Source organism: Paenibacillus gansuensis, assembly GCF_042684925.1.
Taxonomy (GTDB): Bacteria; Bacillota; Bacilli; order Paenibacillales; family DY6; genus Paenibacillus_N; species Paenibacillus_N gansuensis.
The window spans coordinates 1-6,255 of record NZ_JBHUME010000004.1 but is presented as its reverse complement, the minus strand read 5'-3'; the positions used below and the strand labels follow the sequence as shown (position 1 = coordinate 6,255).

Sequence of the window (6,255 nt, the reverse complement as noted above, 5' to 3'; positions counted from 1 at the left end):
AGTATAATAAATGCTCATCACGATATTCCTTCCTTCCTAAACTAACTACGACACAACTATTCTAATCACTTTTAATCACAATACTTTTATTCAATATATCGTAAAATAATAGTATAGAAAATGGAATGATTGAAAAAGAACTTGTGTTAATTTACATTTGAACAATCATGGGATTTCGTACCCGTTAACTCCTATTTAAACATACATTTTGAAATCCTGCGAATGAGCGAGCATTCGTGAGAAAATCCTTATTCTCTGAGGGAGTGTAAAAGGCTGCTGATCAATCGGATCTGCAGCCTTCACTGTGTTATTGCGCTATCATGTCCCGATAGTTCAATAATCTTATTCTTTTCAGTTATTACCCGTTCTCAGGGTTGCCAAATTTCCCACATGTTCCCGTCAGGATCATAGAACCGCAAGTTGGGTCCACATGTTTGCCGAATTTCACCAACAATGTTCACTCCGTTTTCCTTAAACCGCTCGAATAGTTCTTGGATACGAGGAGTCACGAAACACCCAACTGCATGACGATCACCATTGGGCCATGTAAACCCAAGTCGACCGCCCTCCGCTCCTGATCCTATGAGGAACAAAGCGGGAATCGAACCTTTAGCAGCGTCTTGATGCTTCCCATTCTCATCAAAAAAACGCAATATACATATTTCCATCCCAGGTTCAACAGGGTGGATGTTTGATGGCTGACACCCTAAATTCTTTTGATACCATTTAACGGACTCATAGACGTCACTCACGGGGACGTAGATGCACGTCATCCCAGTAATGTCCTGTTGTTTTTTCTCGCCCTTGATTTCTTCCATTTGGTTTTTGCTCAACTCAATTCCCCCTTTGGAGTAATTAAAGTACAAAGATATAGTAATGGTAATTTCATAAACGTAAATACTTTCATTTCCAGTAAACTGCCCGTTAGTTGAGCAAATGGTAGCCTGGTTGTTGTATGGTTTATTTAACTAACGTGTCGCGTTAAAGTTCCTCACTCTTCTTGAAGTATCGGCACAAAAATATCGGCGTTATTAATGTGTTGTTCCTCTCCAAATCTGAATACTTCAAGTGCAAGCGATCTTGAATTATTATTGAGGCTTTTTTCTTTTAAGAAAGATTTTATTAGCTCATACGGATCTTGATCTTTTGATCTCACCTTGGCATAACGTTGACTTGGTACACTGAATCCGATCATGCCTTTAGGAACATCCTCAATTCTTGTTACTTCCATACAGTAGATATATGTAAAAAGTACATCGTTCGCAAAATGGGGACATACATATTCGTGCTGATTCAAAATCCCTTTAATCTCGTTCTTTCTAGCAAGAAATACCTGATTTGCATCTTTAATGCTTTCCGGATCAAACCTTTGGAAAACATTAGTCACGGGAACTCCCACAAAATGCTTTTCCTTAAGAGTAACGATCTCGATTTGATTGTTCTTCATAAAGCACTCTCCTCGCGTTATGAATTGGGAAAATACCCCACTTTGATTATTCGCGGAATCATTATAGTATCCTGCCCGTTACTTCAATAAAAACCAGGGAGCAGATACCGCGGCAATCTGCCCCCTGGTTATTTCACTATCGCCCCGAGAACGCAGGAAGAAAAACTTAAAAACAATGGATTTTTCTTGTTTCAATAATTTGATCGATATGATGTTGTGCGTGAGCATTGTCATGTTCAAGTGCTTGTCTAACTGTAAATTCTCCATCCTCATGTTTTAACGTACGGTCTAAGGATTCCGGCAGTATATCACATAAATGAGTGATGTACTCCCTGATCAATGAAAAAAATCTTATCTCAAGTTCGATTGGTCTATTACTATATTGCATATGCATGTTCCAAGTATCACCGCTGAAATCAGGGAAAATAAACATTCGGTCCGTATTCGAGAGTGCATATCGATCATATTGTAAATAATTCAACTCGCAATCAACGATATGATGAACAATCTGCCTTATTGACCACTTACCGGCACTTCGACTCAAGTCCAGCTGATCATCTGATAAACCCGTTAGGGCTCCTATAAGTACATTTGGCATTGAACTGTACCTCTTAACGAGCTCGATATCACTGGACTTATATGTACCATTCATGCATAAATCCCCCCTTAGTAAACGTCTAAGTTATATATTTCCTTTATCTGATGTTTTGCACCTCTTCTACCCGTTAGCTCCATAATACCTTTTAAATGAGATAAGGGGAGAACATATTTGTCCTCCCCGACTGTTGTTATTGCGCTAAAGTTCCCAGTTAGCATAACCAAACTTCATTATTTAGCGGAGTCAAAACAAAACAGCTGCCGCTCTTTGTTCTTTATTTGTTATGGAGTAAATCAGTAATTAAGATACCATTTATTTTTAATCCTGAAATGTTACATGCATTTAGTTCAACATTTGATAAATCACAATTATTAAACTGTCCGTTTGACAGGTTACAATTATGAAAACTTACTGGTTTATATTGTCCCTCGGAATTGTAGTTTCCGTCTCCTTCTTGAGGAAGAACCACATTATGAAATTCTGTTCCAAAAAGATGGACATGGTCAATAACAGCGTGGCTAAAGTTAGCATGCTGAATACCTAAACCCGACAAGTTTGCGTTCGAGATATTAATTCTACCCATATTAACATCATTCAAAGACATATCACTCATGTTTACATTATTAATTTTTGTCTTTGCCAAGCTGACATTATCGATATCAAGCTCCTCGGCTCTGACCTCCTGCCACTTAGACCCTGAAATATCTGCCCTTTGCAAATCCAACGGTTCCACCTTTAAGCTCATCTGGTTATCCCCCTTATTAAAATGAATTGCTCTCTTTACTTCAACGTCCACCCTAATATTTCCTGTATTATCCATTATACTAACCTGCCCTTTAGCTTAACGAGGCTGCCATACAAATTCGTGGCAGCCTCGTCATTCCTTTATTCAACTATAGTTCCCCGTTAGCTTAAAACAAGTGTCTTAACTTTTTATTGATTTAAGATAATTCATTACTGCCGTTGCTTCCCCTGCTTCGGCATGATTAATTAACGGGATTCGATGAGGTCCTAAGCTATCTTTCAAAGCAAGATTATCAGAGATCAATGCTTTTACGATTTCGACTTTGTCTAACATTGCAGCTGCAAATAAATCGATCCGCGCACCCTTATCGAGCAAATAATTTGCAATATCCTTTCTTCCCATATGTGCAGCCGCACCAAGAGCAGTTTCCCAATCACCATTGCCCCAATCCCAAGAAGCATTTAATAGACCAGGCTCTTGTTCTAATAATTCTTGGACCTTTTGAAAATCTCCATGGGCTTGTCCCACGAAAAGCTGGACGAGTTCGGGACTTAAATTATTGTTCTCCAACACAGTCAACTCCTCTTCAATGTTTATTCATAATTTTTCCATAGTCTTTGTATTCGTCGAAGTATTAAAGCTGCCATACAAATTCGTGGCAGCCTCGTTAACTTCCTTTATTAAACTATCGTTCCCCGTTTGTTGAATTGCCAAGCTTCTTCACAATAATTGCCGTGCATACAGATATTACACTTGCTAAGTACAAAAGAGCGTATGCAATAGCGGCATAATATGATAGTTCAACTTTACCATCTGAATCCGAAAGGAATACAATAACTAGGAATCCAATAATAAATACAGTAATTCCAAGCAGGACATTAATAACTAGAGTTTTCAAAATATCCCCCAAATTATTAGACATCGTATACCTCCAAGAATGTAATTACATACAAGACTATGGTAATTAAAAAAGTGGAGCTAATTCTAGTGTACATGTCGAATTCATAACATATCTACGCGATTCGTGTCTCTTTCAGAATTCCATACTTCTACAAATTTATAACCGATTAAGTCGGTAGACTCTACTAATTTCTTCATTCTGTCTGTTGCAAAAATCTTTGAAGGATATTGAGGTACTTTAAATAAATAACTCTCCTTAATTAAATCCGGTTTGAAAGAATATGATACTACCTCCATAATACGTCCAGAAGAAAAGTACTCAATTTTAGATTTATCCATATCTAAACAGTCAATGAGATTAATTACATTTAAAATATAAAACTTTTCTTTTCCATTAAACACATCAAGTAATTGGATTTCCTCGGGAAAGTACAATTTAAAAAATTCAGAGCTTTTAACAGAAACAATCGGATGTTGCACGGAAAAAGCATAAATATCGCATATTGCTTTTCTACCACTTCGCTTTACTTCAACATACTCCCAATTTTGTATTGAGTGGCCCCTAAAGTTATTTCTGGCCATTATCGTCTCTCTTAGTCCTTGATCTTTAAGTACGAAACCTTGTACGATGTCAAGATCATATTCTAATCTCCAAATTTTCATTTCCTTCACTCCGTCATTATTTATTTGCTTCTTCTAGTCTTACTTCTTAAGGCAATATGATTCTCAGAAAGCATGGGCATCGGTTCGCTTCATCCCGGTACATAGAATAATGCTGGATATTCCACTGTCTTTCGCATAATTTTCAGTGTATCGTAGCAGTTCGGTTCCTACCCTATGACGCTGAAAATCCTTATGAACAGACCCAACAACTTGATTCTCAAGTAACGCTACAAACGTTTTGTAATTGCCGGCTCTGGACATCTGTTCCATCGTAACGCGAAAGTTCTCATTCGTGACCGTAACGCACTCCTAATACATCGTTCCATAAGAAAACTACTTCGTTATATTCATCTGTTTCAATTTCCCTTATCTTCATTTGCATACCCGTCCCCCTTTATAAAAAATTTATGAAAACAGATGCTCGATGGCATTCTGCTCCGGGATGTTATTTAACTAACCATGTACTCGTTGACATTATCCATCAGACCACTTCCTCGTGTAGAAAGCATGCTTTTCTATGAAAATTTCCCGCCCTTTAACATAACGAGGCTGCCATACAAATTCGTGGCAGCCTCATTAGTTTCCTTTATTTAACTATCGTTCCCAGTTAGCTTAATGACTTGACTCATAAACTTGCATGGATTTCTTTTAGAAATTTATAGCAATCGCTCTCCAATTGATATAACTCTTTGACGATCGTGATACATTGCTCTTTTTGCTTTATTTCGCTTTGGGGTGGTTCTTCGTATGGATACATCTCTTTCAAGGTTTTGTATCTTGAAGCAACTTTACTATAAATATTTATCCCTTCATTAATCGTTTGTTCATTTAACCCTGCAATTCTTCCTTTCAATTGCGTGAGAAACTTCACCGCATGACTTCTTGCTTCATACAAAATCTCTACAAAGAGGCTGAAAAAATATTTATCAACAGCCTCGCTTTCCAATGCATTCAACCATTTTTCGTAAGCCTTTGAACCGATGTAATATTTTTTTTCTGACCACATATAGCTTTCTTGTTCATTTAGTCGTATAACAAATCCAAGTGCAGTTTTAAGAGTAGTTACTTCATCTCCTGGTTCGATTGGGGTGGCCCAGTGTAAAGAAATCAAACCACTTTCGAAGTTAACCATCTGGTTGTTTAATTTTCGATAATTTACGCAATTGATACATGGACATTGACTTAAGCCTAGTAAGTTCCAAGGAATAACATCTTCACTGTTCTCATATCCAGAATGCCAATGTTGCGTATAATAACCAACATTATCATAAGCATAAATCACTGATGTTTGATTCTCGTTAACTATATTTTTTGCGAAAACTGGTTGTTTTACGGTAATGGCTTGTTTTGCCTTCTCCCATGCTTCAGACTGCAAGTTAATAAAATCTTCATTTTTTGCATAAACATGCAGACCATCTATCTCTAATCCAATATTACGTGCAAGATTAAAAACCTCTGGTTCAGGTGGTCTCCATTGGGTTCCACTAGGTTCTCATCAAGTACGTGCAAGAAGGAAAGCCCTGTCATGCCATATATCCATGATGTTGTCAAAGGAATCTGATAATAGTCAGCAACTGATTTAATCGCACCGACTAAAGAAGCATCAATTCCACTAAACTTATAGTTTTCTAATTGCAATATTACGCACCTCCTATTTTTTCCTTGTTAATTTCCGCAATAACATTGATAACCTTTATTAGACTAAAACATATTTTGTGTTGGTCTTCATCGTTGGTGCGCCCTTGTTTTCTGAGCTAAACTGCTAGTTACTTCAATGAAATAGAGGAGCAAGCTGCCGCGGCAGCTGCTCCAAGTTTCTTTGAACTATCGTTTCCCGTTAGTTCAATCATATCATCTCTGAAATAAACATTGGTGTGGCTCCATCCTCTGTATTAAAGCCAA

Annotated in this window: 10 protein-coding genes; all 10 read right to left on the bottom strand. The window is 37.5% G+C overall.

Annotated features, from left to right (window positions below; all coding sequences use genetic code 11):
* Positions 1-368 precede the first annotated feature (368 nt).
* The gene (locus ACFSUF_RS04030) at positions 369-833 is read right to left on the bottom strand and encodes a VOC family protein (protein ID WP_377600401.1); all 465 of its coding nucleotides are present in this window, start codon (positions 831-833) and stop codon (positions 369-371) included.
* 158 nt (positions 834-991) lie between these two features.
* Positions 992-1,447, bottom strand: coding sequence for a GyrI-like domain-containing protein (locus ACFSUF_RS04025; RefSeq protein WP_377600399.1), 456 nt, complete (start codon positions 1,445-1,447; stop codon positions 992-994).
* A 166-nt stretch (positions 1,448-1,613) separates the two neighbouring features.
* Positions 1,614-2,099, bottom strand: a complete 486-nt coding sequence (locus ACFSUF_RS04020; RefSeq protein ID WP_377600397.1) for a DinB family protein — start codon at positions 2,097-2,099, stop codon at positions 1,614-1,616.
* A gap of 220 nt (positions 2,100-2,319) precedes the next feature.
* Positions 2,320-2,865 (bottom strand): pentapeptide repeat-containing protein, encoded by a 546-nt coding sequence (locus tag ACFSUF_RS04015; RefSeq protein ID WP_377600395.1) that lies wholly within the window; start codon positions 2,863-2,865, stop codon positions 2,320-2,322.
* A gap of 105 nt (positions 2,866-2,970) precedes the next feature.
* Positions 2,971-3,360, bottom strand: coding sequence for an ankyrin repeat domain-containing protein (locus ACFSUF_RS04010; RefSeq protein WP_377600394.1), 390 nt, complete (start codon positions 3,358-3,360; stop codon positions 2,971-2,973).
* A gap of 115 nt (positions 3,361-3,475) precedes the next feature.
* A complete protein-coding gene (locus ACFSUF_RS04005) occupies positions 3,476-3,712 on the bottom strand; it encodes a hypothetical protein (protein WP_377600392.1) in 237 nt (78 codons plus the stop codon).
* A gap of 80 nt (positions 3,713-3,792) precedes the next feature.
* Entirely contained in the window at positions 3,793-4,353 is a 561-nt protein-coding gene (locus ACFSUF_RS04000) for an imm11 family protein (protein ID WP_377600390.1), read from the bottom strand.
* Between the two features lie 63 nt (positions 4,354-4,416).
* Entirely contained in the window at positions 4,417-4,614 is a 198-nt protein-coding gene (locus ACFSUF_RS03995; RefSeq protein ID WP_377600403.1) for a GNAT family N-acetyltransferase, read from the bottom strand.
* A gap of 364 nt (positions 4,615-4,978) precedes the next feature.
* A complete protein-coding gene (locus ACFSUF_RS03990; protein WP_377600388.1) occupies positions 4,979-5,728 on the bottom strand; it encodes a hypothetical protein in 750 nt (249 codons plus the stop codon).
* A gap of 47 nt (positions 5,729-5,775) precedes the next feature.
* Positions 5,776-5,991: a hypothetical protein gene (locus tag ACFSUF_RS03985; RefSeq protein WP_377600386.1), complete on the bottom strand. Its 216-nt coding sequence runs from the start codon at positions 5,989-5,991 to the stop codon at positions 5,776-5,778.
* Positions 5,992-6,255 lie beyond the last annotated feature (264 nt).

Coding starts and splice junctions, on each gene's coding strand:
- ACFSUF_RS04025 (WP_377600399.1), bottom strand. CDS start 1,447: ATGAAGAACAATCAAATCGAGATCGTTACTCTTAAGGAAAAGCATTTT.
- ACFSUF_RS04020 (WP_377600397.1), bottom strand. CDS start 2,099: ATGAATGGTACATATAAGTCCAGTGATATCGAGCTCGTTAAGAGGTAC.
- ACFSUF_RS04015 (WP_377600395.1), bottom strand. CDS start 2,865: ATGGATAATACAGGAAATATTAGGGTGGACGTTGAAGTAAAGAGAGCA.
- ACFSUF_RS04005 (WP_377600392.1), bottom strand. CDS start 3,712: ATGTCTAATAATTTGGGGGATATTTTGAAAACTCTAGTTATTAATGTC.
- ACFSUF_RS04000 (WP_377600390.1), bottom strand. CDS start 4,353: ATGAAAATTTGGAGATTAGAATATGATCTTGACATCGTACAAGGTTTC.
- ACFSUF_RS03995 (WP_377600403.1), bottom strand. CDS start 4,614: ATGTCCAGAGCCGGCAATTACAAAACGTTTGTAGCGTTACTTGAGAAT.